This window comes from Streptomyces sp. NPDC091412 (assembly GCF_044756885.1).
Lineage (GTDB): Bacteria > Actinomycetota > Actinomycetes > Streptomycetales > Streptomycetaceae > Streptomyces.
The window spans coordinates 65634-92188 of the sequence record NZ_JBIVTV010000002.1 but is presented as its reverse complement, the minus strand read 5'-3'; the positions used below and the strand labels follow the sequence as shown (position 1 = coordinate 92188).

Sequence of the window (26555 nt, the reverse complement as noted above, 5' to 3'; positions counted from 1 at the left end):
TGCGCTCATGGCGGTCTCCTATCGGGGCGTCACCGATCCCAGCATGCCGAACGGGACCGGTGGAGGTCCACCGATCCCGTTCACCCGGAAGAGGAAAGTGCAGGTCAGGCGATACGTTCCAGCACCACCGGCGAGGCGGTGAAGTCCGTGCCGGGCGCCGCGATGTCGTACGAGCCCTCGACCGACTGGAGCGCGTACTCGAAGCGCTCGGGGGTGTCGGTGTGAAGGGTCAGCAGGGGCTGGCCCTCCGTCACCCGGTCGCCGGGCTTGGCGTGCAGCTCGACGCCCGCGGCCGCCTGGACCGGGTCCTCCTTGCGGGCGCGGCCGGCGCCCAGGCGCCAGGCGGCGACGCCGATGCCGTAGGCGTCGAGGCGGGTCAGGACGCCCGAGGAGGGGGCCGTGATCACGTGCTGTTCCCTGGAGGTGGGCAGGGGGGCGTCGGGGTCGCCGCCCTGGGCCGCGATCATGCGACGCCAGACGTCCATCGCGGAGCCGTCGGCCAGGGCCTTCGCCGGGTCGGCGTCCTTCAGGCCGGCCGCGTCCAGCATCTCGCGCGCCAGGGCCAGGGTCAGTTCGACCACGTCCGCGGGGCCGCCGCCGGCCAGGACCTCGACCGACTCGCGGACCTCCAGCGCGTTGCCCGCCGTCAGGCCGAGCGGGGTCGACATGTCGGTCAGGAGCGCGACCGTCCGCACGCCGTGGTCGGTACCCAGACCGACCATCGTGGAGGCCAGCTCACGGGCGTCGTCGAGCGTCTTCATGAAGGCGCCGGTGCCCACCTTCACGTCGAGGACCAGCGAGCCCGTGCCCTCGGCGATCTTCTTGGACATGATCGAGGAGGCGATCAGCGGGATCGCCTCGACCGTGCCGGTCACGTCGCGCAGGGCGTACAGCTTCTTGTCCGCGGGGGCCAGACCGTCGCCGGCCGCGCAGATCACCGCGCCGACGCCGTCCAGTACGGACAGCATCTCCTCGTTGGACAGCAGCGCCCGCCAGCCGGGGATCGACTCCAGCTTGTCCAGCGTGCCGCCGGTGTGGCCGAGGCCGCGGCCCGACAGCTGCGGGACGGCCGCGCCGCAGGCCGCGACCAGCGGGGCCAGCGGCAGCGTGATCTTGTCACCGACGCCGCCCGTCGAGTGCTTGTCGGCGGTGGGGCGGGACAGGGAGGAGAAGTCCATGCGCTCGCCGGAGGCGATCATCGCCGCGGTCCAGCGGGCGATCTCCTCGCGGTTCATGCCGTTGAGGAGGATGGCCATCGCGAGCGCGGACATCTGCTCGTCGGCGACCTCCCCGCGGGTGTACGCGTCGATCACCCAGTCGATCTGCTCGCCGCTGAGCTCGCCGCGGTCCCGCTTGGTGCGGATGACGGAGATGGCGTCCATGGCCATGGGGTTCGGTTCCTTCCGGGGTGCGAAGGGGGCGGGCGGCCCGCTTGGCCCCAAGGGGTTCAGGGGGCCGCCCGGGTGTTACTTGGTGAGGTGGTCCGGCCCGAAGGCCTGCGGCAGCATCTCGGACAGCGGCAGGATCCCCGCCGGGGTCTCCAGGATCAGGTCCGGCCCGCCGAACTCGTACAGCAGTTGGCGGCAGCGCCCGCACGGGACGAGGATCTCGCCCCTGCCGTCCACGCACGTGAAGTGCGTCAGCCGGCCGCCCCCGGTGTTCGCGAGCTGCGAGACCAGTCCGCACTCGGCGCACAGGCCGAGTCCGTAGGAGGCGTTCTCGACGTTGCAGCCGGTGACGATCCGGCCGTCGTCGGCCAGGGCGGCGGCACCGACCGGGTAGTTCGAGTAGGGGACGTACGCACGGGTCATCGCCGCGCGCGCCTCCTGCCGCAGCGCCGCCCAGTCGACCGTCGCGTCTGAGCTCACTTGCCCTGTCCCTTCCGGTACGGCTGACCGTCCGCCTTCGGCATCCGCAGGTGCTGTGCCGACAGCGACAGCACCAGCAGGGTGACGATGTACGGCGTGGCGGTCACGACCTGCTTGGGCACCTCGTTGGTGCCGAGGTACCAGGCGAACATCAGCGCCGAGACGACGGCGGTGATGACGGCGGGCACCAGCTTCTTCTTCCACACCAGGTATGCCGCGCCGAACACCAGCAGGATCGCAAGCAGCAGGATCAGCGCGTGCACGTTGGTCGTGCCGCCGCGCAGATTCAGGCTGTCGGTGTAGCCGAACAGGCCGGCGCCGAGGGCGAGGCCGCCCGGCATCCAGTTGCCGAAGATCATCGCGGCGAGACCGATGTAGCCGCGGCCGGCGGTCTGGCCGTCGAGGTAGACGTTCGAGGCCACGATGGACAGGAACGCGCCGCCCAGGCCGGCGAAGCCGCCGGAGATGATCACGGCGATGTACTTGTACTTGTAGACGTTGACGCCGAGCGACTCGGCGGCCACCGGGTTCTCGCCGCAGGAGCGCAGGCGCAGCCCGAAGGCGGTGCGCCACAGCACCCACCAGGACAGCGGCACGAGGGCGATCGCGATGACGGTCAGCGGCGACAGGTTGGTGATCAGACCGCCGAGCAGGCCGGCGATGTCGGAGACCAGGAACCAGTGCTTGGTGTTGAGTGTGTCCAGCCAGCCGGACAGGCCCGGTATGTCGAAGGTGCCGAGCGAGTCGATCGGCGGGGACTGCTTCGAGGAGCCCTGGGGGACGTGCTCGAAGGTGAACTTCGACAGGTAGCGGGTGGTGCCGAGGGCCAGGATGTTGATCGCCACACCGGAGACGATGTGGTTGACGTTGAAGGTCACCGTGGCGATGGCGTGCAGGACGGCGCCGAGCGCGCCGCCGATGATGCCGAAGACGATGCCGACCCAGGGGCCCCACTGGTAGCCGGCCCAGGCGCCGAACCAGGTGCCGAGGATCATCATGCCCTCGAGGCCGATGTTGACGACGCCGGACCGCTCGGCCCACAGACCGCCGAGGCCGGCGAGGCCGATCGGGACGGCCAGGCGCAGCGCGGTGGACATCTGGCCGGTCGAGGTGATGCCGTGCGCGCCGGTGACGAGGCGGACGACCGAGGTCAGTACCAGCACGCCCGCGATGATCAGCAGGAGCACCGGGAGGGAGACACGGCGGCTGCCCTTGCCGGGCTGCTTGGCCTGGGGCTTGGCGATGGTCGCGGTGGACATCAGGCCGCCACCTCCTTCTTCTGGACGTTGTTCTGGGCGGCGGCCGCGGCCAGCTCGGCGCCGACCTGCTTCTGCTGGCGGCGCAGGCCCCACTGGCGTACGGCCTCGTAGGAGATGACGACCGCGAAGACGATCAGGCCCTGCATGATCGTGGCGATCTCCTTCTCGTACGCCACCGGGACGGCGTAGTCGAGGGCGGGGGACGCCTTGTCGAGGAAGGCCCAGAGCAGGGCGGCGAGGGCGATACCGCCGGGGTTGTTGCGGCCGAGCAGGGCGATGCCGATCGCGGTGAAGCCGAGGCCGGCCGGGAAGCTCAGGCTGTAGGTGTGGGAGTCGCCGAGCAGCAGTGGAAGGCCGGACAGGCCGGCGACCGCGCCGGAGATCAACATGGCGGTGAGCACCATCCGCCTGGCGTTGACGCCGGAGGCCGCGGCAGCGGACTCGGAGGCGCCGGACGCACGCAGGTCGAAGCCGAAACGGGTGCGGTTGAGGACGAACCAGTACAGCACGCCGAGCAGGACGGCGAGGAAGACCAGGCCGTAGATCTCGCCGACGTCGGAACCCAGGTTGATGCCCGGGACCCAGCCGGACTTGTGCATGACGCCGGTCGTCATGTTGTTGCCGACCTGCACGCCCCACACGCTGTTCTGGGAGAGGTAGACAATGAGGCTGCTGGCGATCGCGTTGAGCATGATGGTGGCGACCACCTCGCTCACGCCCCTGGTGACCTTCAGGACGCCCGCGATACCGGCCCAGAAGGCGCCGGTGAGCATGCCGACGAGCAGCAGCGTCGGTATCTGGAGGAAGGACGGCAAGGCCAGGTGGGCGCCGACCACGGCGGTCATCATCGCGGCCAGGCGGTACTGACCGTCGACACCGATGTTGAACAGGTTCATGCGGAAGCCGAGGGCCACGCCCAGCGCCGCGATGTAGTACAGCGACGCCTGGTTGATGATCAGCACCTGGACGTCGGAGTACGACGCCTGCTCGAGCATCAGCGTGTACGGCTCGATCGGGCTCTTGCCCGAGGCGATCAGCACGATCGAGGTCAGCAGGATCGCCGCGACGAGCGCGATGACCGGGCCGGCCACCGCGAGGAGCACCCGCTCCTTGTCGAACTTCTTCATCGGGCCTCGTCCTCCGGACCGGCGGTGGTTTCGGTGTGTTCCAGGTGACCGGACGCGGCGCCCGTCATGGCCGAGCCCAGTTCCTCGGGGGTGATGGTGGCCGGGTCGGCGTCGGCGACCAGCCGGCCGTTGTAGATCACCCGCAGGGTGTCGGACAGACCGATCAGCTCGTCCAGGTCGGCGGAGATCAGCAGTACGGCCAGACCCTCGCGGCGGGCGTCCCGGATGTGGTCCCAGATCGCGGCCTGCGCGCCGACGTCCACACCGCGGGTGGGGTGGGCGGCGATGAGGAACTTGGGGCTGTGGCTCATCTCACGGCCGACGATCAGCTTCTGCTGGTTGCCGCCGGACAGGGAGGCGGCGGTGACGTCGATGCCGGGGGTGCGGACGTCGTACTCCTCGACGATCCGTCGGGTGTCCTCCTGGGCGCCCTTGGGGTCGAGCCAGAAGCCCTTGGCGTTGGGGCGCTCGGTGACGTGGCCGAGGATGCGGTTCTCCCACAGCGGGGCCTCCAGCAGGAGCCCGTGCCGGTGGCGGTCCTCGGGGATGTAGCCGACGCCGGACTCCCGGCGCCTGCGGGTGGGCCAGGAGGTGACGTCCTCGCCGAGGAGGGCGATCGTGCCCGTGTCGGCCTGCTTGAGGCCGATGAGGGCTTCGATGAGCTCGCTCTGGCCGTTGCCCTCGACGCCCGCGAGGCCGAGGACCTCGCCGGCGTGGATGGTGAAGCTGATGTCGTCGAGGACGGCCCGGCCGCCCTCGGCCTCCAGCCGCAGCTTGTCGACGATGAGGACGGGGCGGTCGGTGACCGTGGACTCGGCGGTCTCCGGAGTGGGCAGTTCGCTGCCGACCATCATCTCGGCGAGCTGGCGCGAGGTGGTCTCGGCGGGGACGGCCGTGCCCACGGTGGTGCCGCGGCGGATGACGGTGATGTCGTCCGCGACCGACAGGACCTCGCCCAGCTTGTGGGAGATGAAGATGACGGACAGGCCCTCGGCCTTCAGCTCGCGCAGGTTGTCGAAGAGCGCGTCGACCTCCTGCGGGACGAGCACGGCGGTCGGCTCGTCGAGGATGAGGGTGCGGGCGCCGCGGTAGAGGACCTTGAGGATCTCCACGCGCTGACGGTCGGCGACACCGAGGTTCTCGACCAGGGCGTCCGGGCGGACGCCGAGGCCGTAGCGGTCGGAGATCTCCTTGATCTTCCTGCGGGCGCCGCCGCCGATGCCGTACAGCTTCTCGCTGCCGAGGGCGACGTTCTCGAGCACGGTCAGGTTGTCGGCCAGCATGAAGTGCTGGTGGACCATGCCGATGCCGCGGGCGATGGCGTCGGCGGGGCTGCCGAAGCTCACCTGCTCGCCGTCGACCGCGATGGTGCCCTCGTCCGGCTTCTGCATGCCGTAGAGGATCTTCATCAGGGTGGACTTGCCGGCACCGTTCTCGCCGACGAGGGCGTGTACGGTTCCCTTACGGACCGTCAGGTGGATGTCGTGGTTGGCCACGACTCCGGGGAACCGTTTGGTGATGCCCGCGAGCTCTACCGCGATGGTCGGCTGGGCGGTGAGCGGAGGGCTGCTGGACGCGTCGATGGCGACTCTCCTTGGGGAAAGGGGCCGCTCTACGCGCGTAGCGCCCCTGCTTTAAATAGTGCCCGGACCTGATCGACCTTGATTTGTCCTCGATCCGTTCCGAGCATTCTGCCGCGTGAACGGGGTGGGAGTCGCTGTGCGCTTCCACACCCCGTTCCGCCGCCGTGACACTGCCGCCGCAGCGTCGTTCAGGCCATCCCTGAGACAGGCCCGCAACCGTTCGGTCAGGAGTCCTTGACCGTGATCGAGCCGCTCTTGATGCCTTCCTCGGCCTTCTTGATCGCGGCCTGGAGGGCGGCGTTGTCCTTGAAGACGGGGTTGGAGTCGGAGAGGCTCACACCGCCGGTCGCCAGGCTGGCGCGGACCTCACCGGTCTGGGGCTTGCCGTCCTTGACCGACTTGGCCAGGTTGTAGACCGCGCCGGAGACGTCCTTCATGGCCGAGGTGAGGATCGAGTCCTTGTACTTGGCCAGCGCGTCCTGCTTGTACTGGTCGGAGTCGACGCCGATGGCCCAGATCTTGTGCTCGGAGGCGGCCTTGATCACGCCCTGGCCGGACAGACCCGCGGCGGCGTAGACGACGTCGGCACCGGCGTCGATCTGGCCGTTGGCGGCGTTCTCGCCCTTGTCGGGGCTGGAGAAACCGCCCTCCTGCGCGGTCTGCGTCAGGTACTGCGACTTGACCGTGACGCCCTTCTTGGTGTCCGCGACGCCCTGCTTGAAGCCCGCCTCGAACTTGTGGATCAGCGGAACGTCCACGCCGCCGATGAAGCCGACGGTGTTCGTCTTGGTCGTCTTGGCGGCGGCGACACCGGCCAGGTAGGAGGCCTGCTCCTCGTGGAAGACCAGGTCCGTGACGTTGCTCGCCTTGATCTGGTTGTCGTCGACGATGCCGAAGGTCGTCTTCGGGAACTTGGCGGCGGCGGCCTTGACGGCCGGCGCGTAGGCGAAGCCGACGCCGATCACCGGGTTGTAGCCCTGCTTGGCGAGGGTCTCCAGGCGCTGTACCTTGTCCGCGTCCGACTCACCGTCCTGCGGCTCGACGGCCGTGCTCTTGTAGCCGAACTCCTGGTCGGCCTGGTCCAGGCCGGCCGTGGCGGCGTCGTTGAAGGACTGGTCGCCCTTGCCGCCGACGTCGTAGGCGAGGGCGAGGCCCAGGTTCTTGTCGCCGCCACCGGCCGACGTGCTGGACGAGCTGCTGCCACATGCGGAAACAGTGACGGCGAGAGCTGCGGTTGCGACACTTGCAACCGCTATACGGGACACCCGGCGCATGGAACGAGACTCCTTCGTGCAAGCGCCCATACCAGGCGCTGGTTCCGCCGCAGCGTAACGCGCGTAGACATGGCGGAAAACCCCTCCTTGCCAGAGTGTTATCCGACCGTTTTGATCCTTCGGTGCCGCTCTGGCCCTGCGCGGGTGTCCGCCGGAGACGCCCACCGGCCCGTGGCCAGGCAGGTCGAGGTCCCGCCGTCGCGGCCGGCCCGCCCGGCGCTCGCGGACACCGTGACGGCGAAAGGCCCCGGACCTGTACGGTCCGGGGCCTTTCCGTCAGCGCTTCGGGCCTGGCGGCGCGGTCACTCGGTGTTGACGGTGACCTTGCCGTCGATGATGTCCTGCTTGGCCTTGTCGACGGCGGCGACGACGTCCTTCATGGCCTTGTACTTCGGGTTGGAGTCGGCGAAGCCCACACCGCCCGACTTCAGGTCGCCGCGCACCTCACCGGAGAGCGGCTTGCCGTCGACGACGGACTTGGTCAGCTCGTAGACCGCGCCGCCGACGTTCTTCAGGGCCGAGCCGAGGATCCAGTCCTTGTACTTGGACAGGGAGCTCTGCGCGTACTGGTCGGAGTCGACACCGATCGCCCACACCTTGTGCGCGGCGGCGGCCTTGATGACGCCCTGACCGGACAGGCCGGCCGCGTGGTAGATGACGTCGGCGCCGGCGTCGATCTGACCGTTGGCGGCGCTCTCACCCTTGTCGGGGCTGGAGAAACCGCCCTCCTGCGGGGTCTGCGTCAGGTACTGCTTCTCGATCTTGATCTTCGGGTTGACCGACTTGGCACCCTGGACGAACCCTGCCTCGAACTTGTGGATCAGCGGGATGTCCACACCGCCGATGAAGCCGACGTGGTTCTTCTTGGTGGTCTTGGCCGCCGCGACACCCGCCAGGTACGAGGCCTGCTCCTCGTGGAAGACCATGTCGGCGACGTTGTCGGCCTTGACGGTCTCGTCATCGATGATGCCGAAGGTCGTCTTCGGGAACTTCGCCGCGGCCTCCTTGACCGCCGGGCCGTACACGAAGCCGACCCCGATGATCGGGTTGTAGCCGGCCTTGGCGAGCTGTTCGAGGCGCTGCACCTTGTCCGCGTCGGACTCGTTGTCGTTCGGATCGACGTCCCGGCCGCCGATCTTGAACTCGCTCTCGGCCTTCTGGAAACCGGAGAACGCGGCGTCGTTGAAGGACTGGTCGCCCTTGCCGCCGATGTCGTACGCCAGACCGATGCCCTTGCCCGAGTACGTGCCGGAGCCGCCGGTCGAGCTGCTGTCGGCCTTGTCGGAGCCGCCGGCCGAATCGCTGCTGGACTTGCCGCACCCGGCGGCCGCGAGCGCGATGACCGCTACGGTCACCGCGGCTTGGGAGAATCTCGACCTCGATGAGTTCAGACGCACAGCAAGCACCCCTTCTTGCCCACGGCACCGTCGCCGGCCCGTTTTGCCCATGTGCCGCCTCTGGTGGCGATTCCGGCGCACAGTAACGCGCGTAGAGGCGGAGGGAAACGGGGTTTATCCCGGCCGTTACCGAACCGTGCCGACAGCGGACGGCCTTCGCGTGCCCGGCGGTCGCGGACGGGTGACACGGACCGGAGGGGCGGGGCGCCGGCCGGGCGCCCCGCCCCTCCGGCCGGGATCAGCGCGTCGGATGCAGCAGGGCGGCGGCGGTGAACAGCTCCACGCCCACCCTGATGGCGGCCTCGTCGGCGTCGAAGTCCCCCTGGTGCAGGTCGCGCACGGTCCGCTCACCCGGGGTGCGCACCCCGAGCCGGGCCATCGCGCCGGGCACGTGCTCCAGGTACCAGGAGAAGTCCTCGCCGCCGAGGCTCTGCTCGGTGTCCTCCACGCTGGCGGCGCCGCGCCGGGCGACCATGGCGTCGCGCAGCAGTTCGGTCACCACCGGTTCGTTGACGACCGGCGGCACCCCGCGCACGTAGTTGATCTCGGACTTGGCCTTGTGCAGGTTGGCGACCTCGTCGATCGCGGCGACCACGATGTCGGGTGCCTGCCGCCAGGCGTTGATGTCCAGGCAGCGGACCGTCCCGGCGAGCTCGGCGTGCTGCGGGACCACGTTCGGGGCGTGCCCGGACTCGATCCGCCCCCAGGTCACGGCGAGCCCGGCACGGGTGTCGACCCGCCGGCCGACGAGCGCGGGCACGTCGGTGACGACCCGGGCGACGGCGGTGACGAGGTCCGTCGTCAGATGCGGTCGTGCGGTGTGGCCGCCGGGACCGTCCAGCGAGACCTCCAGCCGGTCGCAGGCGGAGGTGATGGGGCCCTGGCGCAGTCCGATCCGGCCGGCGTCGACCCGGGGGTCGCAGTGCACGGCGACGATCCGGCCCACTCCCTCCAGCGCGCCGCTCTTGATGACCTCGGCGGCGCCGCCGGGCAGCACCTCCTCGGCGGGCTGGAAGATCAGCCGCACGGGCCGCGGCAGCAGCCCCTGCCGGTGCAGGTCCGCGAGGACCAGTCCGGCGCCGAGGACGACGGCGGTGTGCACGTCGTGTCCGCAGGCGTGCGCGCGGTCGGGCACGGTGGAGCGGTACGGGCTCTCGCTCTTGGTGTCGGGGATGGGCAAAGCGTCGATGTCGGCGCGCAGGGCGAGCACGGCCGGCCCCCCGCCTCCGGGGTCGCCGCCGATGTCGCAGACGAGACCGGTCCCGGTCGGGAGCACCCGCGGCGCGAGCCCGGCCTTCTCCAGCCGCTCCTTGATCGCGGCGGTGGTACGGAACTCCTGGTTGCCGAGCTCGGGGTGCATGTGCAGATCGCGCCGGAAGGCGACGAGCTCGGCGTACAGCGCCTCCGGCAGCATGCCGGGAAGGGCGTCCGCCGTGGCATCAGCGGGGAGATCGGCCTCGGACTCTGGGGACATCAGTTGCTTCACCCTCTGAAGGGTAGGACGCCGGGGTGGTCAACTGGCCCTAGATCAACAAAAGTTCAACCCGTTAGGGGCAGAAAAGGTGGCCGCCCGGCGCATACGTATCGGCTGGGATGGGTAAACTCGCCCGCCATCGCCGGCCGAGCGGATCGCGGAGCCCCGGGAGAGTGGTGTGCATCACACCCCTGGCACCCCGCCCCATTTGTTCGTTTCTCCAGGCATACCACGTCGCACCGGAACCACGCCCGAGATGTTCACCTGTCGGACGTCATCCGGACCCGTCCCGCCCCCGCCGGGACTCCCCGGGGCCGCCCGCGGAAGTCCCGGCGGAACGCTCAGCCGGCCTGGGCCGTACGGGCGAGACGGTGCACGTCCCGGGCGGTGCCCGTCACCCCGGACAGGAAACCCTGGGCCCGCGGGGAGGCGTGCGCCGTCAGCCAGCTCGGGTCGATGTCGCAGACGGTGACGCGTACCTCGGTGCCGGCCAGGGCGAGCGGCAGGGTGTGGACGACGGTGGAGGGGAAGCTGAGGACCGTGCGGCCGATCGGGCCGCGGCGGGCGATCAGCTCCAGGGGGAGCTCGGGGCGGACGATCTGCAGGCCCGTCTCCACGGCCAGCCGGTGCAGCTTCTCGGCACTCTCGCGCCGGTGGGCGAAGTAGCGCCTCGCCCCGTGCGTCCTGGCCAGTGCCCGTACGGCGTCCACGTACCGGTCGCCGTCGACGACACCCGTCTCCACCAGTGACGTGCCGACCAGGTCGGCGCTCGTGGTGACACTCGGCGGGCCGAAGCGGTCGCGGGTCCAGGCGAAGCGGTTCGCGGTGACGGTCACACCCCGCGGGGCCTCGTCGATCGGCATGGACGAGAACACCTCCACCCGGCGCTCCCCGCCAGGGGTGAGCCGGCGCCGGGCGGCGGCCGACACCGGGCCGAGGACGAGGTCCCGGGGGCCGCGGCGGCCGCCCTTGCGGTGCCAACGCACCAGCCGCTCCCCGCGGGCGAGCTGGCCGACGAACTCCATCGTCGCCGTGCCGTCGTCCACGACCACGAGGTCCCGCGCCTTGGTGATCGTCAGCAGCAGCTGCACATACCGTGAGAACGGGTCCCCCATCACGACCCGCTCGGCCCGCCGGAGCGGCCCGGCCAGACCACCGATGGTCCGCAGCGGCGCCCCGGCCCCGCCCCGCGCCTCCTCCCACCGCACCTCGTGACCCTCGTCGCGGGCCAGCTGGGCCATCCGCCGCAGCTGACCGCGGCTCATCGGATCGGTCGGCGACAGCACGACGAGGGTGATCCCGGACTCCGGGCGGGCGCCGGGAGCGGTCCCGCCCGGATCGGGGGCGCGGTCGGCGGTGTGGCCGTGGACGTGAGCCCATTCCAGCACGTTCAGCAGTTGTACCGGGCTCTCGACGAAGGCGAGGGTGTGGGGGCTCATCGGCGCGGGACCGTCCGTGTTAAGGGGCTGGGGCTCACACCGAGACCGGCTCGCCCGCCGCCGCGGCGATCTCCGCCTCGGCGACGACGCCGGTGACACGGCGCAGCTTCTTCATCGGGCCGCGCTCGGAGTCGTAGACCTTCTTCACGCCGTCGCCGAGGGAGGCCTCGATGGTGCGGATGTCGCGGACCAGGCGCTGCAGGCCCTGCGGCTCGACGGAGGCGGCCTGGTCGGAGCCCCACATGGCGCGGTCCAGGGTGATGTGGCGCTCGACGAAGACGGCGCCCAGGGCAACCGCGGCCAGCGTGGTCTGCAGGCCCGTCTCGTGGCCGGAGTAGCCGATCGGGACGTTCGGGTACTCCTTCTCCAGGGTGTTGATCACGCGCAGGTTCAGCTCCTCGGCCTTCGCCGGGTACGTCGACGTGGCGTGGCACAGCAGGATGTTGTCCGAGCCCAGCACCTCCACCGCGTGGCGTATCTGCTTGGGCGTGGACATGCCGGTGGAGAGGATGATCGTGCGGCCCGTGGCGCGCAGGGCGCGCAGCAGCTCGTCGTCCGTCAGGGAGGCGGAGGCCACCTTGTGGGCGGGCACGTCGAACTTCTCCAGGAAGGCGACGGCCTCGGTGTCCCACGGGGAGGCGAACCAGTCGATGTTCTTGCTCTTGCAGTACTCGTCGATCTGGCGGTACTCGTCCTCACCGAACTCCACGCGGTGGCGGTAGTCGATGTAGGTCATCCGGCCCCAGGGGGTGTCGCGCTCGATGTCCCACTGGTCGCGCGGGGTGCAGATCTCGGGCGTGCGCTTCTGGAACTTCACGGCGTCGCAGCCGGCCTCGGCGGCCGCGTCGATCAGCTTGAAGGCGTTCTCGATGTCGCCGTTGTGGTTGATGCCGATCTCACCGGTGACGTAGACCGGGCGGCCGGGGCCGGCCTCGCGCGAACCGAAGGTGCGGATGCGGGAGTTGGTGCTCATGGCAGGAGTCGTCCTTACTTGGTGAGGGAATCGAGAGAGGGGCCGAGGATCCAGCTGGCGATCTCTCGGATCGCGCCGTCGCCGCCGGGGACGGTGGTGACCGCGCGTGCGGCGCCGCGTACGACGTCGTGGGCGCTCGCGACCGCCACGGGCCAGCCCACGAGGGAGAAGCACGGGAGGTCGTTGACGTCGTTGCCGACGTAGAGCACGCGCTCGGGCGCGATGCCCTGCTCCTCGCACCACTGCTTCAGCGCGAGGTCCTTGCGGTCGATGCCGTGCAGCACCGGGAGCCTGAGCTTCCGGGCGCGGGCGGCGACGACCGGGTTCTGTTCCGTGGACAGGATCAGCATCCTCAGGCCGCTGTCGCGCAGCGCCGCGATGCCGAGGCCGTCCCCGCGGTGCACGGAGACGAACTCCCGTCCGTCGGAGTCGATCAGCACCCTGTCGTCGGTCTGGGTGCCGTCGAAGTCGAGTACGACCGCGTCCACGTCGGCGGCGGTGGGCAGGGCCCCCGGCCGGTCGGCGTCGAACAGCGGTGCCAGCGCGCGCGCCCGCGCCAGGTCGTGCGGGTCGTCGATCTCCAGCACCCGCGCCGGGTCGGTCCGGACGAGCTCCGTACGCCCGAAGAAGCGGTGCCGGTGCGTGCGGAACCCGGACGCCGCCATGGCGTAGGCGGCGCCGGTCTCCAGCAGGTCCTGGGGGCGGTCCTGGCGGCGCGGGCGGAAGGACTTGTCGTGGTTGACGCCGTAACCGCCCTCGGTGGCCGCGGACTCGGCGGCCGCCGTGTCCGACGGTGCGCCGGCGGTCACCGGGTCGTCCGCGGCGTCCCGCCACACGAAGCCGTGGAACGGCGCCACGGTCACCGCGGTGTCGGCGCCGTCCTCGGCGACCGCGCCCACGACCCCGTCGACGTCCTCGCTCCGCAGGAACGGGCTGGTGCACTGCACGAGCAGCACCACGTCCACCGGGGCGCCGTGCAGTGCCTCGTGCGCGTCCATGGCGTGCAGCACGGCGGCCTCGGAGGTGGCGGTGTCACCGGCGATGGCGGCCGGCCGCAGCACCACCTCGGCGCCGGCCTGGCGGGCGGCGGCCGCGATGGCCTGGTCGTCGGTGGAGACCACCACGTCGGTCACCAGCCGGGCCGCCCGGCACTCGCGCACGGCACGGGCGACCAGCGGGACGCCGCCGACAGGGGCGAGGTTCTTCGCGGGTACGCCCTTGGAGCCGCCGCGCGCGGGTATCACCGCGAGCACGCGGCGCGCCGTGGCGCCGGATCCCGCGTCCGGGTGGGCGTCGGTCATGGGCTGCACTCCTTGGTGTGGGACGCGGTCGCTCACAGCTCCCCCATCCGCCGGATCACGGGCGCCACGCGCTGCACGCCGTGGCGGTAGGCGCCGCGGGCGGCATGGCGGAAGATCCGGCGTACGGGGCCGGGTGACCGGTCGGCGGCGGGCGCGCCCGGCAGCGGGCTGCCGTCGGGGGCGAGGTGGTGGCGGGCGAGGACGCCGGGCAGGTAGCCGGGGGCCGTGACGGGGGTGTAGTAGGGCCTCAACGGCGGGAGTTCACCGGCGGCGAGCAGTTCGTCAACGCGTACGCGGGCCCTGTCGAAGGCGGCCTCGTACGAGCCTCCGGTGGCGACGCCCTGGCGGGCCACCCACCACGGGTCCGGTTCGGGCTCGTGGCCGTCGTCGAGCTGGTCCCAGGAGGCCAGGCAGCCGGAGCCCACGAAGTGGTGGTTGCCGAGCGCCTCCCGCACCCCGAGGTCGGTCAGGACGACGGTGGGGATGCGCCGGTGCAGGGACTCCAGCGCGGCCGTGGAACTCACCGTGACCAGCAGGTCGGTGCGGTCCAGGACCTCGCCCATGTTCCCGTACACCAGGCGGAGGTTGGCGGGCAGGTCCTTGCGCTCGGCCAGCTTCTGGTACGGCAGTTCCTCGATGTGCGTGGTGTGCTCGCCCGGCTTGGAGCGGAGCTTGAGCAGCACCTCGCGCCCGGGGTGCCGGCGGGCGTGCCGGATCAGCCGGTCCAGCAGGTAGGCGCGGTCCCCGCGGCTCTGCGGCACGGAGGGCTGCGCGGCGAAGACGACCGTGTAGGGGTCGTCCTCCGTCCGGTCCGGGGTGTGCACGGCGCCGCCGAGGAACGGCAGCGCCACCTCGGTCACCGACGAGGCGTCGGCGCCCACTCCCTCGTACACGGCCCGGAAACGGTCCGCGTCCTGGCGGGAGTTGGCGAGGACGAGGTCGGCGCCGTGCCGCAGCAGCAGACCGTCGGTGAGCTTCTCGTAGACGACGCCGACGTAGCCGGTGACGACCACGGGCCGCTCGGTGCGCCCCTGCCAGACGTGGGCCAGTCCGTGCAGCATGGCCTGGACGCCGCCGCCGACGAGGGCGAGCACGAGGACGTCGTACGGCTCCTGCGCCATCTCGCGCAGGAACTCGGCGGCGGTGACCTCGCTCAGACGGTCCGCGCGGACGCCGACCTCCTCGAGCTGGCGGGGGGTGGGGGTGGCACGGCCCCGCAGCAGGTAGCCGTCGAGCCGGATGTCCGGTTCACCCGAGTCGGGGGAAACACCGGCGGAAACCAAACGGTTCGCCGTGAGGGCACCCCATTTCCACCGGGTGTCGGAATCCGCGAGAACGGCGACTCGCCGGGACTTCTTCGCACTGGCTGGCACGTCGAAGACCGTAGGAAGGCTTTTCTAGGTTCCACCCAACCCGAACACAACAAACAGTTAACAGCACATCGCCGAATGGCGAATCAGGCCGCCGACGGCCTGGAAAAAGGGCTGGTTCACTGCGTCGCCACGCGTCGTTCACCCAGGCTCAAGCTGACGGTAAAGGCGGGGGCGGGACCGTTTCCTAACCTCGCCTGCGTGGTCAAGCTCTCCGTCATCGTGCCGTTCTACAACGTCCGGCAATACGCGTCCGACGCCTTGAAGAGCCTGCGCGCGAACGCCCGCGAGGACTTCGAATTCATTCTCGTCGACGACTGCTCGCGCGACGAGACACCGGACATGCTCGCGCGCGCGGAGCGCGAGCTGCCGGGGGCGGTGTACGTCAGACACGAGAAGAACGGCGGGCTGGCGACCGCGCGCAACACCGGGATCGACACGGCGCGCGGCGAGTACCTGACCTTCCTGGACGGCGACGACTGGCTGGCCCCCGGCTACTACCCGCGGCTGCTCGCCGCGATCGAGGAGCTGGGCTGCGACTTCGTCCGCACCGACCATGTGCAGTGCACCGGGCGGGCGCGCACGATCCGGCGTGTCCCGCACGGCCGGCGGGGCGAGGTGATGGACCCGCGGCAGGCGATCCTGCCCGCCGAACGCACCACCTCCGTCGACTACCCCTACGCCTGGGCGGGTGTCTACCACCGCCGGCTGGTCGACCGGGGGCTGCTGCACTTCACCGACGGTCTGCGCACGGCCGAGGACCGGCCGTGGATCTGGCGGCTGCACCGGGAGGCGGAGTCGTTCGCCGTGGTGGGTCTGCTGGGCGTCTTCTACCGGCGCGGGGTGGCCGGTTCCCTCACGCAGATCGGCGATGTGCGCCAACTCGACTTCATCCGTGCCTTCGACCAGGTGATCGAGGAGACCGCGGCCGACCCCGAGGCCGACCGGCTGCTGCCGAAGGCGGTCCGCACCTACTGCGCGATCATCGCCCACCACCTGTCGGAGATCGACAAGTTCGAACCGCCGGTGGCCAGGCAGCTGCGGGCCATGAGCGCGGCGGCGATCAAGCGGATGCCCCAGGAACTGCTCACCGACGTCCTCGACACCATGGACCTGAACCGTTCCTCCAGGCTGCGTCGGCTGCGCCGCCGGGTTCCCGCAGCGAAGGCGGCCTCCTGATGCCCCGCACCACCCAGATCTTCTGCGCCTCGACGCTGTACGGTGCCGCCACCCTGGCCGCCGCGATCGAGTCCGGCTGCTTCCCCGGGGCGGACCGCCGGCTGCTCCTGGTGTGCAACAACGCGGCGACGCCGGAGATCACCCCGGCCGTCGACGAGATGCCGGGCTTCGCACCGCTGCGCGACCACTTCGACGGCGTGCTGTCCTGGAACGAGGCGATCCGCCCCTTCCACCCCGGGGCCTGGTCCCCGCGCCCCGACGACCTCCCGCTGCTCGAGCGTTACCTGCGGCTGCTGTGGGGCCTGGACGACGACCGCGTGGCCCTGGTGATGGAGTCCCTCCAGGTCAACCCGGCCCTGGCCATCGCCCAGTCGTTCGCCGAGGCGCCCATCGACGTCTACGCCGACGGGCTGATGAGCTACGGCCCCACGCGCAACAAGATCGACCCGCTGGTCGGCACGCGGGTGCGGCGGCTGCTCCACCTGGACCTGGTCCCCGGTCTGACCCCGCTGCTGCTGACCGAGTTCGACGTGCCCGCGCAGGCCCTGCCGGCCGATGCGTTCATGACGGTGCTGAGCCGGATCGGCGACGCCGTGCCGCAGCTTCCGCCGCTGCCCGAGCGTGCCGCCGTACTGCTCGGCCAGTACCTGTCCGCGCTCGGCATCCTCTCCGCCGAGGAGGAGGAAGAGCTGCACGTGCGGATGTTGCGCGGCGCGGTCGCCCGCGGGCACCGCTCGGTCGTCTTCAAGCCGCACCCGGCCGCTCCGGCCCGCCGCAGCCGAGCGCTGGAGGCCGAGGCGGAACGGCTCGGCGTGGACCTCACCGTCCTGGACCTGCCCGTCCTCGCCGAGGTGCTGTTCGAGAAGACCCGGCCCGCGCTGGTGGCCGGATGCTTCTCGACCGCGCTGTTCACCGCCTCCGCCTTCCACGGCCTGCCGGTCGCCCGGGTCGGGACCGGTCCGGTGCTGGAGCGCCTGACGCCCTACCAGAACAGCAACCGCGTGCCCGTCGTCCTGGCCGACGCGCTGCTGCCGGACCTGGAGGACGGGCAGGGCGAAGGGAAGGAGGACGGGCAGGAGGATGCCATCGCCGCCGACTTGCTGACCGGGCTGGTCACCGCCGTCGGTTTCACCATGCAGCCGCAGATCCACCCGGGTCTGCGCCCGGCAGCGGAACGCTTCCTCTCCCAGCACTTCGGACCGCGCACCCAGCGCTACTTCAAGCGCCGCCGGCTCACCTCGCTGGGCCTGCCGGGCGGCATCCCGGAGCGGCTGGCGTTCCTCCCCCGCAGCGCCACGGCGCGCCGGATGGTGCGGCGGGCGCGGGCGCTGAAGAACGCCGTCCGGGGCTGAGGACCCGAGCGCCGCCCGCACCCGGCGGCGCGTGCGGATCATGGCCCTGCCGCAGGTACGGCGGCCTGCCGGCGGACACCCCGGTCCTCGCCGGGCGACGTCGTCCGGTCGGCCCCGAACCGGGACTCTTCACCCGCCGTCCACCGCGAAGACACCAGGGAACCGTCGTACTGGGGCACGATGCGTCCCTCGATCGGAGGACGGTGGAACGCATGACGAACCCCCTGGCGGGATTGTTCAAGGCACGGCAGAAGGAGGCTGCCAGGCTGGAACTGTTCGCCCGGAGCATGCGCCTGTGCGGCGAGTACCTCGCGGCACGGAGCGAGACGTCCTCTCCCCGGCACGCCCGCCTCACCCGGGCGATCGGCACCTTCGCCACCTCGCTCGACACGCCGTCGGCCGATCCCTTCGACTCCCTGCTCAAGGTCGGCGAGCGCGCCCTGGAGGCCGGCGGGGACAGCGGACTGGCCCTCGCCCTGGGCGTGGCCGAGACCTCGACCCGGATCCGGCAGCGGTCCAGGGGAGCCTGGCGGCTGCACGGCCTGGCCCTCGACGGGCTCGGCCGTGAGGCAGAGGCACTGGAATGCTACGAGCGCCACCTCACGCTGGTGCAGGACAACGGCGCAGCAAAGGAGGTCGTCCGCAGGATCGACACCCTGCGGCGGCAGCGGGCGTGCCTGGAAGAGGCCGACGCGCTCTTCCCCCGGGCCGGCTCCCCGCTGCGCGACCTGCTCGGACAGCCCTCCGCGGTCACGGCCCCGGCGTTCGCCGCCTTCGTACAGGCGCGGGTGGCCGAGCACAGCGCCGGGGACCCGGCGGTGCGGCGCCTGCTGAAGCTGTACGGGACGTACCGGCGGCTGGTCGAGCGGCCCGCGCTGTCCGACCCGCTGCTCGGCGGGAGCACCCCGATCGGCGTCGGCGGGCTGCGCGGACGGATCGAGGGGCGGACGGTGTGCCTGGTCTCGGGCGCCGACGACGCGGCCGGGAGCGCGTCGGGCGCCGAGACCGACGGCTACGACCTGGTGGTGCGCTGCGACTCGTTCGGGGTCCGCGCGGAGGGCACCGGCGAGCGCACCGATCTGCACGCCGTCTCGTTGCGGGGCGAGACCCCGTGGAACGGACCCGCCTGGACGCAGCCGGCCGGCATCCGGCTGGTGTTCGGCTCCCCGGCCGCACAATGGCGCCGCGCCACGCGGCAGCGGCTCGTGCCCGGAGCGCAGGAGCACATCGGTGACGCGTCCCTGCGCGCGCCCCTGACCGACCCGGCGCTGATCGGCGAGGGCGACTGGGAACCGGCGACCACCACCGCCTTCACCGTCCTGCGGCTCCTGGACTTCCTGGATGTCAGCCCCCGCCTGGACCTCATCGGCTTCGGCCTGCCCGGCCGGCTGCGACCGAGGGAAGCCGAGTGGGTCATGGACCGCGCGACACACGTCGACAACAGCAAGATGAGGATCGCCCTGCGATGACCCACTCCTTGGCGGACGACCGCAGCACCGTCACCGGCAGACGCCGCATCGCCTTCGCCGTCCACGCCGACAGCGACCGCCTGCCCGCTCTGGCCACGCTGCTGCGCAGCCTGGTACTGACCAACCCGGGCGTGTGCGAGGACTTCGTGGTCCTGCACACGGAGCCGGCCGGCTCCTCGTTCGACGCCCTGCACCGCCTGCACCCGCGTGTCGTCACCCGCCGGGCGGAAAGCCGCGCGGACCTCTTCCGGCTGGAGGGGTATGACACGGTCATCGCCCTCAGCCCGGACATGGTGGTGCTGGGGGACCTCGGTGAGCTGCTCAGGATGCGCCATGGTGTGGGCGCCGTCCAGCAGGCGCTGTACGACGGGGAGGGCGGGGAGCGGCACGCCGTCCTGCCCGGCGGCCTCCTGGTGATCCAGCGCACCGACGTGGACGACGCCCTGGCGGCCCGGCTCTCCGGCGACGGCGGTCCGGACCTCTCGTCGGCGGACGTCCTGGTTCCGGTGGACGCGCGGTACGACTTCCTCACCCACCGGCTCCCGGGCGACTCGCCGGTGCCCGCGAACGTCGCCGTCCTCCACTTCACCGGCCCCTCCGACGCGCCCGGGGACGGTCCGGCCGCCGAGGCGCGGCGCCGCTTCGAGATGAGCGACGAGGAGTTCCGGGCGGCCTACTGCGCCCTGCCCGGCGACAAACACGCCGGCCTTCTGGCGCACTGCGCGCCACCGCTGCTCGAGTCGCGTCCCTCCCTCGGTCTCGCCCGTACGGTGGCCGATGTGTACCGTCGGCAGGGCCGCTACGACGAGGCCGTCGACGTCCTCGCCCCGGTCGTGGGCGACCGGCTGGACGCGCCCCGCTGCCAGGAGACGCTGGGCGTCTGCCTGATGGCGCTGTCGCGCTACGCCGAGGCCGAGGCGCATCTGCTCCTGGCGGCGGCCTCACCCGATGTCGCCCCGCGTGCCTTCGCCCAGCTCGCCCGCCTGGCGTGGCTGTGCGGGCGGGAGGAGGACGCGCACGCGTACGCCCGCGAGGGCCTGGACGCCGATCCCACCGACGCCGGTTGCCACAGCTGGTATGTGCGCACCCGCCCCGAGGGACCGGCACCGGAAGAGCCGGACGCCGCCGCGCACCAACTGGCGCATGTCGCGCTGTTCGCCGAGGGCCAGGAGAACGCCGGGGACAAGGTCCTGCCCGAGGCCGTGCGCATGTGCTTCGACGCCGACACCGGCCCGCACCGCTGGTACCAGCAGCCGGTGCACCGGCTGGTCGACGAAGCGGCACTGGAGCAGCTGAACGCCCGGCGCGGAGTGATCGTGGGCGGCGGCGGGCTCTTCCTCCCGGACACCTCCCCCAACGGCAACAGCCACTGGCAGTGGAACGTCCCGGACGAGCTCCTGGCGCGGATCACCACGCCTCTGGCGGTGTTCGCGGTCGGCTACAACGTGTTCGACGGACAGCTCTACCGCCGGAGCCGGTTCGCCGAGAGCCTGCGGGTGCTCGTCGAACGGTCGGCGTTCTTCGGGCTGCGCAACCACGGCTCGATCGAGCGGGTCCGGGAGCTGCTCCCCGAGGAGCTGCGCGACCGGGTGCGCTACCAGCCCTGCCCGACCACCGTGGCGCGGTACCTCGCCCCGGGCCGGTTCGATCCGGCCGAGAGGTCCGAGACCGTCCTGGTCAACTGCGCCTACGACCGCGCGGGGCTGCGCTTCGGCAACGACTACGGCCACTTCCTCGCCCAGATGGCCACCGCGCTCCGGGAACTGCGGGACCGAGCCGATGTGCGGTACGCGGCCCACATGCCCGCCGACGAGAGGTTCGTGCACGACCTGCGCCGGGAGCACGGCCTCACGCTGCCCGTGGAGCAGCTCTACGACATGTCGAACGACGGCATCCGCGAGCTGTACGGCCGGTCGCGGCTGGTGATCGGCATGCGCGGGCACGCGGGCATGATTCCCTTCGGCTGCGGCACCCCCATTCTCAGCCTCGTCTCCCACCCGAAGCTCGCCTATTTCCTGTCCGACATCGGACGCGAGGAATGGGGGCTGTCCGTGCACGACCGGGAACTCGGCTCCCGGCTCACGGAACGGGCCACGGCGATCCTCGACGACCACGCGACCGCCGTGGCGGCGGTGCACGACGCGCAGAAGCTCCTGTGGGAAACGACCCGGTCGAACATCGACGAGCTCAGGAAAGCCTTTGGTCAGGCGTAGAACATCGATCATTCACCGATGATTCGAACATAATTCATCTCTCCATATCTCGGGCGACACTGCACCTGTCAGGAGCATCGTTAGCCTGTTCCAATCCCCAACCTTCGAGCGTGAGAGGCCTCTGTGCCGAAACTGTCCGTTGTCGTCCCCATGCACAATGTGGGAGCGTTCGCCGAGAGCACGCTGCGAAGCCTCGCCAACAATGCGAATCCCGATGTCGAGTTCCTGCTCGTGGACGACTGCTCCACGGACTCCACCCCCACGGTCATCGACCGCTGGGCGGAGGGCCGTCCGGGCGCCAAGGTGATCCGGCACGAGAAGAACATGGGCATAGCCCAGGCGCGCAACAGCGGTATCGACGCGGCGAGCGGTGAGTACATCACCTTCCTCGACGGCGACGACTGGTACGGGCCGGGTCACCTCGCCGAACTGGTGTGCGCCATGGACGAACTGGGCTGCGACTTCGCCCGTACCGATCATGTCCAGGCCACGGGCATCGAGCGGGTGGTCCGGCGGCCCCCGGCCCCGGTGCGCAACCTCGTGATGGATCCGCGCGACGGAATAGCGCCGGCCGAATCGGAGACGATGGTCGACTACCCCTTCGTCTGGGCGGGGATCTACCGCCGGCACCTCTTCGCCGACGGGGGCATGCGCTTCGCGACCGAACTCCGCACCGCCGAGGACCGGTTGTGGATCTGGCGCCTGCATCTGAAGGCCAGGACGTATGCCTCCCTCGGTGTGCACGGCGTGTTCTACCGGAGGGGCGTCGCGACCTCGCTCACCCAGATCAAGGACGCGCGTCAGCTGGACTTCATCCCGGCCTACGACGCGCTGCTGCAGGATGTGCTGCAGGACTCGGAGACCGAGCGTTTCCTCCCCAAGGCCGTACGGACCTATTGCGCCATGATCGCCTTCCATATCGGCAAGGCGAACGAGTACGAGCCCTCGACGGCCCAGCGACTGCGGCGTGAGGCGAAAGCCGCACTCCACCGCATGCCCGAGCGAACGCTCGAGGAGACCCTCACCACTATGGACAGCACTCGGAGCAGGTTGCTCAGCCGCCTGCGTGACGGGCGGAAGGCTGCCTGAACCATGCCCCGAAAGACCCAGATCTTCCAGGTCTCGACCCTCTACGGAGCGGCCACTCTCGCCGCGGCGCTCGACGCGGGCCTGTTCGGACCGCGCCACGAGGCCCGGCGCGTCCTGCTGGTCTCCAACAACGCCGCCGTACCGGAGACGGCCCTGCGCCTCGACGAGATGCACGGCTACGCACGCATGGCCGGCCGCTTCGACTCGGTGGTCAGCTGGAACGAGGCGATCAGCCCCCACCATCCCAGCGCCTGGGGTCCGCGGGGCAACGACACGGTGTTGTGGCAGCGGGCGCTCCGCCTGCTGTGGGGCATCGACGAGCGGGACCTGATCGAGCTCGCCGTCGAGTCGATCCAGGTCAACCCGGCCCAGGCCTTGGCGGCGATCTTCTCCGAGAGCGCCGTCCATGTGTACGCCGACGGCCTCATGAGCTACGGGCCGACCCGGGACAAGCTGCCGCTGACCCTCGCGCGCCGCATCCGGCGGCTGCTCCATCTCGACCTGATACCCGGTCTGAAGCCGATGCTGCTGTCCGAGTACGGCGTCGAGCCCGAGCTCGTCCCGGACGAGGCGTTCCGCGGCGTGCTCGACGAGATCTCCCGGGACGCGGCGGACGACCCGCGGCTGGCGCCCGTCCTGGAGGAGGCGCCGACGGCCGTGCTCCTCGGCCAGTATCTGGCGGCGATCAACATCCTGAGCGCGCAGGAGGAGGAGGACCTCCATGTCCGCATGCTCACCGGGGCCGTGCGCGCCGGGCACCGTTCCCTGGTCTTCAAGCCCCATCCGACGGCACCTGCCGACTACTCGACCGCGCTGAGCAAGGCGGCGGCGGACGCCGGCGTCCGGCTCACCGTGCTGGACGCGCCGCTGCTGGCCGAGACGCTGTACCACCACTGCCGTCCCGCACTCGTCGTCGGCTGTTTCTCGACGGCCATGATGACCGCCTCCGCCTACTTCGACGTGCCCGTCGCACGGGTCGGGACCGCGCTGGTGACGCGGCGCCTCCAGCCCTACCCGAACAGCAACCGCGTGCCCCTGGCCGTGGTCGACCACCTAGTGCCCGATCTGGAGCGCGAGGAGACCCCGGCTCTCGTCGGCGCCGCCCCCGGGACCTTGTCACCGCTGGTCCGGGCGATCGGTTTCTGCATGCAGCCCAAGGCGTACCCGCAGCTGCGGGAGTCGACGGCGGACTGGCTGCGGAACCATCTGGCCGACAGCCCCGGCTACTACTTCCCCGAACTGCGGCTGGCCGAGCTCGGCCTTCCCGGCAGCCACCCGCGGTCGCGCGCGAAGATCCAGGTCCGCCGCGCGAAGCGCGTGGTGCGCAGGGCGGTGCGACGCGGCGTGAGGCGATGACGCGTGGGGCGGCCTGCGCGTTCATCCGTCCCGGACGGCCAACCGAGGCCCAGCAGCCACAGGGGAGCTACCAGCTCTTCAACTCCCGTACACCGAGCAGTAAGAGAGTGACGCGGTGCCGAATGACATAGCCGTAGGCCTGCCGCAGCAGCGCAGCGCTCCGTCCGAACAGGCCGCCGCACCGCGGGAACACCGCTACGACATCGACCTGATGCGGCTGATCTGTTCCGCCACCGTGATGCTGGGGCATGTGGGCGCCCAGTTCATCCACGCCACCAACGACAACCCGGCCAAGGGTTCAGGGTCGTACTGGGCGGGACACGTGGCGGAGGCGATCAATCCGTTCGCCGTTCCCATGTACTTCGCCATCGCCGGCTGGGCCGTGCTGGTCGGCGCGCCCCCGCGCGACAGCACCCGGATGTGGCAGCGGGTCGTCCGCAACACGGTTCCGCTCTTCGCCTGGACGGCGATCTATCTGGTCTGGGCCTGGCTGCGGGACCGCAACGACCGGCCCATGACCGAGCTGGCGACGGACTCCCTCTTCGGCTCGGTACGGCCCGCCTACCACCTGTGGTTCATGTACAACTACATTCCGATCATCGTGCTGCTCGCCTTCGCGATGATGATCAGGGCGGGGAAGCGGCCCTGGGGGCTCGGAGCGGCACTGTTCGGCATCGCGGTCCTGCCGAGCGTGCTGACCACGCTCGGGGAGGTCACGGATCACCGGATGCCGTCGGTGGCCTGGGGGTTCGGTACCTATTCGGTGGTGTACGCGGTCGGGGGCGCGATGCTGTTCGCCCTCCCCGCCGGCGTCGTACGGTGGCGCTGGCCGCTGTTCGTCCTGCTGCCACTCACCATGGCCGGGTGCCTCTGGTACAACACGCAGATCCACTATGTGATCCCCAACGCGCACCTGTTCGTCGGCGTCATGTGCGTCTGCGTGCTGCTCCTCATCAGCCGGGTCCGGATCCCCGAGAAGTGGCGGCCCCTGCTGCAGAAGCTGGCCGGTGCGGCGCTCGGCGCGTACATGGTCCATGTGTTGTTCCTCGAGGAGGTCGTCGCACCGCTGGTGTCGGCGGACCTGAGCGGACCGATGGCGGGGCTGCTTCTGGTCGGTCTGCTGATCACGATCCTGGCCCTCTCGTTCGCCGCCAGCCTGTTGTGGGGCAAGCTGAACCTGCGGCGGCTGCTCGGCTGAACCCGGCCGGACACGACGGCGCAACAAGCCCCATGGGACAGAAGTGAGCCCCGGAACGGATCCGTTCCGGGGCCCGTGCCGTCTGCGGTCCCTGAGGCGACCGGCGGCTGCCGGGCCGGTGACTACACGCTCGCCAGCGACAGCTTCACCGCGAAGCCCAGGAACAGCACGCCCGCCGCGGAGGTCGCCGACGCCGACAGGCGCTTGCGGCGGCGGAAGGCGGCGGCCAGCTTCATGCCGCCGAATATCAGCGCGCTGAGGTAGAGGACGCTGGCGAACTGGAGGAAGGCGCCGAGGATGACGAAGGAGAGCGCCGGATAGGCATAGGCCGGGTCGACGAACTGCACGAAGAAGGCGATGACGAACAGGATCGCCTTGGGGTTGACGAGGCTGACGACGAGAGCGCGGCGGAACGGCCGCTCGCCGGCGGCCACCGGAGCGGAGTCCTCCTCCCGCGCGGCCTTCTCCCGCCGGGCCCGCCACATCCCCCAGCCGGTCCGCAGCATGCCGATCGCGATCCACGTCAGATATCCGGCGCCGGCGTACTTGACGATCCCGAACAGCACGGGGTTCGCCTTCAGCAGGGAGGCGGCCCCGGCCGCTCCCAGCGTCATGAGCACGGTGTCCCCGCACCAGACACCCACGGCGGCGGTGTACCCGGCGCGTATCCCGCGCCGGGCGGCGACGGACAGCACGTACAGCGAGTTGGGCCCGGGAAGCAGAACGATGAGGACGAGCCCTGCCAAATAGGTGGGGAGATGGATGACTCCGAACATGGCAAGGAGTGTCGCACGACGGTGCACCACCACTTCACCGGCGCCGCCATCGACCCGGCACGACTCGATGCCTGGCTCACCGGCAGATCAACCGCCCCCTTCGCGGCACTCCGTCCCGCCGGACGAGATCCAGCGGGACGGATTCGCCGGCAGCGTCCGGATCATCCGTCCGGGCCCGTACGGCTTCCGGTCGGCGGATCGCCATGCCGAATGCCTTGCCCGTGAGGGGAAGGCCGTTCAGGCCCGGCTCGTGGGTCAGCACGGTGTCGCCGGTGCCGCCCATGGCATTCGTCCATGGCAGGGCGTGGACGGCGCCGCGCTCCGCGGGACCGTACGGCATACCGATCCACAGGTGCGTACCGGTCGCGTCGAGGTGGCTGCCGACCCGCTGTGAGGCGCCGGGGGTGCCCGGCAGGCCGCGGGCGTTGCCCGCCTCGATCCAGTGGTCGGAGTCGCCGGGCGCTCCGAGAAGCGAGAAGGTCTGCACGATGCCGGCGTCGGTGGCCGTGCCGATGTCCTCGCCGGGCACGCCGACCGCCGGCAGCATGGTCGAGGCGGTGCCCACGGAGTTCGGTGCGGTGTTCGCGGCGGCCAAGGCGGTGCCGAAGTGGTCACCGGCCGCGGACGCGCCGTTGACGCCGGCGACACCCTGGTGGATCTGGGCCGGTTGGCTGACGGTGCCGGACGCGGTCACCCGGAGCGTGTGCACCATGCCGGCCTCCGGGAAGGAGGTGGTGCCGACCCAGAGGGTCTCGCCCGGGGAGCCGAAGCCATCGCCCGCCTCGGCCTTGTCCGGAACGAAGTCGACGGGTCGGTCGCTGGGCACTTGCCGGGGTCGGCTGCACCGCGAAGCCGAGG

The 26555-nt window shown here is 70.9% G+C and carries 21 protein-coding genes; 7 read left to right on the top strand and 14 right to left on the bottom strand.

All coding sequences use genetic code 11. The features are described 5' to 3' along the window. Positions 1–104 precede the first annotated feature (104 nt). The 12 genes from ACIQMV_RS04545 to ACIQMV_RS04490 all read right to left on the bottom strand — a co-directional run bounded on the left by ACIQMV_RS04545 (position 105) and on the right by ACIQMV_RS04490 (position 15068). Positions 105–1388: a thymidine phosphorylase gene (locus ACIQMV_RS04545; RefSeq protein WP_141359083.1), complete on the bottom strand. Its 1284-nt coding sequence runs from the start codon at positions 1386–1388 to the stop codon at positions 105–107. A 78-nt stretch (positions 1389–1466) separates the two neighbouring features. Then, positions 1467–1868 (bottom strand): cytidine deaminase, encoded by a 402-nt coding sequence (locus ACIQMV_RS04540; protein ID WP_401773147.1) that lies wholly within the window; start codon positions 1866–1868, stop codon positions 1467–1469. Beyond that, positions 1865–3127, bottom strand: a complete 1263-nt coding sequence (locus tag ACIQMV_RS04535; RefSeq protein WP_402591093.1) for an ABC transporter permease — start codon at positions 3125–3127, stop codon at positions 1865–1867. The genes ACIQMV_RS04540 and ACIQMV_RS04535 overlap by 4 nt, the downstream gene beginning before the upstream one ends. Then, entirely contained in the window at positions 3127–4254 is a 1128-nt protein-coding gene (locus ACIQMV_RS04530) for an ABC transporter permease (protein WP_402591091.1), read from the bottom strand. Before ACIQMV_RS04530 ends, ACIQMV_RS04535 begins: the two co-directional genes overlap by 1 nt. Next, entirely contained in the window at positions 4251–5837 is a 1587-nt protein-coding gene (locus ACIQMV_RS04525) for an ABC transporter ATP-binding protein (protein ID WP_402591913.1), read from the bottom strand. The genes ACIQMV_RS04530 and ACIQMV_RS04525 overlap by 4 nt, the downstream gene beginning before the upstream one ends. 224 nt (positions 5838–6061) lie before the next feature. After that, positions 6062–7111 (bottom strand): BMP family protein, encoded by a 1050-nt coding sequence (locus tag ACIQMV_RS04520; protein WP_402591089.1) that lies wholly within the window; start codon positions 7109–7111, stop codon positions 6062–6064. 302 nt (positions 7112–7413) lie between these two features. Then, on the bottom strand, positions 7414–8466 hold the full coding sequence (locus tag ACIQMV_RS04515) for a BMP family protein (RefSeq protein WP_141359096.1): 1053 nt from the start codon (positions 8464–8466) through the stop codon (positions 7414–7416). Positions 8467–8746: 280 nt separating this feature from the next. Beyond that, a complete protein-coding gene (locus tag ACIQMV_RS04510; protein ID WP_402591088.1) occupies positions 8747–9982 on the bottom strand; it encodes an amidohydrolase in 1236 nt (411 codons plus the stop codon). A 341-nt stretch (positions 9983–10323) separates the two neighbouring features. Beyond that, on the bottom strand, positions 10324–11421 hold the full coding sequence (locus ACIQMV_RS04505; protein WP_402591086.1) for a hypothetical protein: 1098 nt from the start codon (positions 11419–11421) through the stop codon (positions 10324–10326). Between the two features lie 34 nt (positions 11422–11455). Next, positions 11456–12394: an N-acetylneuraminate synthase family protein gene (locus ACIQMV_RS04500; protein ID WP_141359102.1), complete on the bottom strand. Its 939-nt coding sequence runs from the start codon at positions 12392–12394 to the stop codon at positions 11456–11458. A 14-nt stretch (positions 12395–12408) separates the two neighbouring features. Beyond that, a complete protein-coding gene (locus tag ACIQMV_RS04495; protein ID WP_402591084.1) occupies positions 12409–13695 on the bottom strand; it encodes a cytidylyltransferase domain-containing protein in 1287 nt (428 codons plus the stop codon). A 32-nt stretch (positions 13696–13727) separates the two neighbouring features. Continuing rightward, on the bottom strand, positions 13728–15068 hold the full coding sequence (locus ACIQMV_RS04490; RefSeq protein WP_402591082.1) for a DUF6716 putative glycosyltransferase: 1341 nt from the start codon (positions 15066–15068) through the stop codon (positions 13728–13730). 198 nt (positions 15069–15266) lie between these two features. Here ACIQMV_RS04490 and ACIQMV_RS04485 point away from each other — a divergent pair, with 198 nt between their 5' ends. The 7 genes from ACIQMV_RS04485 (at position 15267) to ACIQMV_RS04455 (ending at position 24921) form a co-directional block, all read left to right on the top strand. Beyond that, positions 15267–16244 (top strand): glycosyltransferase family 2 protein, encoded by a 978-nt coding sequence (locus tag ACIQMV_RS04485; protein WP_402591080.1) that lies wholly within the window; start codon positions 15267–15269, stop codon positions 16242–16244. Then, entirely contained in the window at positions 16244–17596 is a 1353-nt protein-coding gene (locus ACIQMV_RS04480; RefSeq protein WP_402591078.1) for an alpha-2,8-polysialyltransferase family protein, read from the top strand. The genes ACIQMV_RS04485 and ACIQMV_RS04480 overlap by 1 nt, the downstream gene beginning before the upstream one ends. Positions 17597–17808: 212 nt before the next feature. Further along, entirely contained in the window at positions 17809–19065 is a 1257-nt protein-coding gene (locus tag ACIQMV_RS04475) for a hypothetical protein (RefSeq protein WP_402591076.1), read from the top strand. Beyond that, positions 19062–21278 carry a polysaccharide pyruvyl transferase family protein gene (locus ACIQMV_RS04470; protein WP_402591074.1) on the top strand — a complete coding sequence of 739 codons (2217 nt, stop codon included), beginning with the start codon at positions 19062–19064 and terminating at the stop codon, positions 21276–21278. The genes ACIQMV_RS04475 and ACIQMV_RS04470 overlap by 4 nt, the downstream gene beginning before the upstream one ends. 123 nt (positions 21279–21401) lie before the next feature. Then, positions 21402–22367, top strand: coding sequence for a glycosyltransferase family 2 protein (locus ACIQMV_RS04465; protein WP_402591072.1), 966 nt, complete (start codon positions 21402–21404; stop codon positions 22365–22367). A gap of 3 nt (positions 22368–22370) precedes the next feature. Beyond that, positions 22371–23723 (top strand): polysialyltransferase family glycosyltransferase, encoded by a 1353-nt coding sequence (locus ACIQMV_RS04460; RefSeq protein ID WP_402591070.1) that lies wholly within the window; start codon positions 22371–22373, stop codon positions 23721–23723. A 115-nt stretch (positions 23724–23838) separates the two neighbouring features. Further along, positions 23839–24921, top strand: a complete 1083-nt coding sequence (locus tag ACIQMV_RS04455; protein WP_402591068.1) for an acyltransferase — start codon at positions 23839–23841, stop codon at positions 24919–24921. 122 nt (positions 24922–25043) lie between these two features. Here the strand turns inward: ACIQMV_RS04455 and leuE are convergent, their stop codons facing one another. Next, positions 25044–25697 (bottom strand): leucine efflux protein LeuE, encoded by a 654-nt coding sequence (gene leuE / locus ACIQMV_RS04450; protein WP_402591066.1) that lies wholly within the window; start codon positions 25695–25697, stop codon positions 25044–25046. A 76-nt stretch (positions 25698–25773) separates the two neighbouring features. Continuing rightward, positions 25774–26523, bottom strand: a complete 750-nt coding sequence (locus tag ACIQMV_RS04445) for a hypothetical protein (protein ID WP_402591064.1) — start codon at positions 26521–26523, stop codon at positions 25774–25776. Between the last annotated feature and the right edge of the window lie 32 nt (positions 26524–26555).

What these genes read in the sequence shown, in the direction of transcription:
- ACIQMV_RS04475 (WP_402591076.1), top strand. Translation starts at nt 17,809, where the DNA reads ATGACGAACCCCCTGGCGGGATTGTTCAAGGCACGGCAGAAGGAGGCT.
- ACIQMV_RS04505 (WP_402591086.1), bottom strand. Translation starts at nt 11,421, where the DNA reads ATGAGCCCCCACACCCTCGCCTTCGTCGAGAGCCCGGTACAACTGCTG.
- ACIQMV_RS04495 (WP_402591084.1), bottom strand. Translation starts at nt 13,695, where the DNA reads ATGACCGACGCCCACCCGGACGCGGGATCCGGCGCCACGGCGCGCCGC.
- ACIQMV_RS04520 (WP_402591089.1), bottom strand. Translation starts at nt 7,111, where the DNA reads ATGCGCCGGGTGTCCCGTATAGCGGTTGCAAGTGTCGCAACCGCAGCT.
- leuE (WP_402591066.1), bottom strand. Translation starts at nt 25,697, where the DNA reads ATGTTCGGAGTCATCCATCTCCCCACCTATTTGGCAGGGCTCGTCCTC.
- ACIQMV_RS04530 (WP_402591091.1), bottom strand. Translation starts at nt 4,254, where the DNA reads ATGAAGAAGTTCGACAAGGAGCGGGTGCTCCTCGCGGTGGCCGGCCCG.
- ACIQMV_RS04480 (WP_402591078.1), top strand. Translation starts at nt 16,244, where the DNA reads ATGCCCCGCACCACCCAGATCTTCTGCGCCTCGACGCTGTACGGTGCC.
- ACIQMV_RS04535 (WP_402591093.1), bottom strand. Translation starts at nt 3,127, where the DNA reads ATGTCCACCGCGACCATCGCCAAGCCCCAGGCCAAGCAGCCCGGCAAG.
- ACIQMV_RS04510 (WP_402591088.1), bottom strand. Translation starts at nt 9,982, where the DNA reads ATGTCCCCAGAGTCCGAGGCCGATCTCCCCGCTGATGCCACGGCGGAC.
- ACIQMV_RS04545 (WP_141359083.1), bottom strand. Translation starts at nt 1,388, where the DNA reads ATGGCCATGGACGCCATCTCCGTCATCCGCACCAAGCGGGACCGCGGC.
- ACIQMV_RS04470 (WP_402591074.1), top strand. Translation starts at nt 19,062, where the DNA reads ATGACCCACTCCTTGGCGGACGACCGCAGCACCGTCACCGGCAGACGC.
- ACIQMV_RS04460 (WP_402591070.1), top strand. Translation starts at nt 22,371, where the DNA reads ATGCCCCGAAAGACCCAGATCTTCCAGGTCTCGACCCTCTACGGAGCG.
- ACIQMV_RS04500 (WP_141359102.1), bottom strand. Translation starts at nt 12,394, where the DNA reads ATGAGCACCAACTCCCGCATCCGCACCTTCGGTTCGCGCGAGGCCGGC.